The sequence below is a fragment of the Rhizobium sp. 01T417 genome, from assembly GCF_056398905.1.
In genome coordinates this window covers 1-1,992 of sequence record NZ_JBFTQH010000106.1, presented here as the reverse complement: position 1 = coordinate 1,992, position 1,992 = coordinate 1, and the positions used below count along the sequence as shown (strand labels likewise).

Annotated in this window: 4 protein-coding genes; 2 read left to right on the top strand and 2 right to left on the bottom strand. The window is 56.7% G+C overall.

From position 1 onward, the window contains the following. Both AC1DPR_RS31695 and AC1DPR_RS31690 read right to left on the bottom strand, forming a co-directional pair. Positions 1 to 420 (bottom strand): HipA N-terminal domain-containing protein (locus AC1DPR_RS31695; protein WP_477817988.1); only part of this gene is annotated, 420 nt, incomplete at its 3' end. Further along, complete coding sequence (locus AC1DPR_RS31690; RefSeq protein WP_477105834.1) at positions 421 to 732, bottom strand: helix-turn-helix domain-containing protein; 312 nt, start codon at positions 730 to 732, stop codon at positions 421 to 423. A gap of 393 nt (positions 733 to 1,125) precedes the next feature. On the opposite strand from AC1DPR_RS31690, the gene AC1DPR_RS31685 reads away from it, so the two are divergent. After that, on the top strand, positions 1,126 to 1,578 hold the full coding sequence (locus tag AC1DPR_RS31685) for an antitoxin Xre/MbcA/ParS toxin-binding domain-containing protein (RefSeq protein WP_477105835.1): 453 nt from the start codon (positions 1,126 to 1,128) through the stop codon (positions 1,576 to 1,578). Next, on the top strand, positions 1,575 to 1,992 hold a 418-nt coding region (locus AC1DPR_RS31680; protein WP_477817987.1), incomplete at its 3' end, for an RES family NAD+ phosphorylase. The genes AC1DPR_RS31685 and AC1DPR_RS31680, both read left to right, overlap by 4 nt.

Here is a 1,992-nt window from a genome sequence, read left to right as displayed (position 1 = left end):
GGGCAGAAACTCCAGGGCGCCCATGGCACGGTCGCCGATGTAGAGCAGTCGTTGAACGGGGCTCATCGCCTTTTCAGGCTCTCCGCGATCAGCGAAATACTTTTTGATAATGAGGTTACCGAAGGTGTCCGGCAACGCGTCGGCCAACACGCCGGGGAGGCCGAGAAAGGCCTCCGTTCGCCTGAGTTCAGGAAACTCAAACGAGCCTGTTTCAGCCGGCAGGTATTCAGGCGAGATGCTGCGACCGCCGGTGCCGAGATACTCGGGGTCGTAGTTAAACCCGATCCGCCCACTGTCAAATTCCGTGACGGTGCCGATAGTCTGGCCATGCATCTGAACCTGTGCACTCACCGAGACGCCCGGGGCAGGGCGAGAGACTCGTTTGCGCGCCGACTGGGCGGGCTTCTTTTCGGTAGCCAATCACATCTCCTTTGGCTTGCGGACGCGTTCCCTGACCTGGCCGCGTTGGTTGAGCGCTTCGCTCGTAGGCAAAACATCCGGAAAAGCAGCGTCAAGGTTGCTTAGCATGCTGAGTGCACGCATGACCTTGATGAGGGTGGAAACACGCACGTCTTTGCCCGCCTCAACATCGCCTATCGCATTTCTTCCGAGCCCGGCCCGTTTTGCGAGCTCCTCAGCGGTCAGGTTGCGCTCCATGCGCTTGATGCGTAATCGAGCGCCGATTTCTGCGGCTATCTCGTCGCCCGTGGAAGAGTTGCGAATAGTAGTCATTTGGATTGCATGCAGAGTTCATGCACTTGATAGGCTGCATTAACGGCAAACACCGTCGATAACGCGTGATACAGCGTGTATTACCCAATTTACGTCTCTGCAGTTCCTGTGTCAATTCGTAATGCACGAAATAACATGCGCTAACCGCAAAAAAAGCACATAATGCACTGCATCGGATGCATTGGAGAAGACTTCGGGTGCGCCGGGCGGCGCATGGGGCGATGGCGCCGCAAACGGTAGAAATACGGGTGCTCGCCGTGGAAGTACGCGAGGCCGATCATGTTTTGACGCAGAAGGCATGATGCCGTCCTGTTTCCTCAAATGGGAGTTTATTGACTTCCATTTGAGATAGTCTAAGATGGGAGTATTGATTTGACCAAATGAGAGGGCATCATGGCCTACGCGATCACACCCAACACGGAAGCTCTGGGCGCTCAGCCAGACGACTTTGACCGGTTCCTCCGGCGCATGGGCGCCCTGGAGCAGAGAAGGGTGATTCGTGAGGGGATGGATGCCGCCATTGTGGAGCGCGTCGCGAAGGAACTGCTCCGCATACCGGTGCAGACTCTCCTCAACGGATTAGGGCTTCCTAGCTCTACCGTGCTACGCAAAATTTCTAAGCACGAGCGTTTGTCGGGACCGGAGTCCGATAGGGTTGCCCGAGTTCTCTATGTACTCGAACTCGCCTCCGATGTTCTGGAGGATCCGAAGCTTGCCGCCCAATGGATGCAGAAGCCACTGTTTGAATTGGACGGGATGAAGCCCCTGGAGGTACTAGATTCGCAACCTGGATACGACCGCGTGAGGGACATCTTGATGCGCACAGCGTTTGGCATTCCCGTATGAAGGTTTACCGACTCGCGAAGGAAAAGCCGGGACGTTATAAAGCAAGTGATCTAAGTGGCAACGGGGCGGCGCTTGCAGGCGGTCGCTGGAACCCGCGCGGCATCCGGGTCGTCTATACGTGTTGCAATCCATCAACCACCCTCCTGGAAAGCCTCGTCCATCTGGGCGGCCTGATGCCCGCTGCTCATCACTTCATGGTGACAATCGAGATACCGGATGCACTATTCGCGGGCGCTCTCGTTCCAGAGATCCCCGCCGATTGGGACGCGCCAGGACGAGACCCGCAATCCACGATGGCCATCGGCCAAAGGTGGATCGAGGAGGGGAACCATTTGGCCTTGAAAGTCCCATCAGTTGTTTGCCCCGCTGATTTCAACTTGCTGTTGAATCCACTGCACCCTGACATGAGTAGCG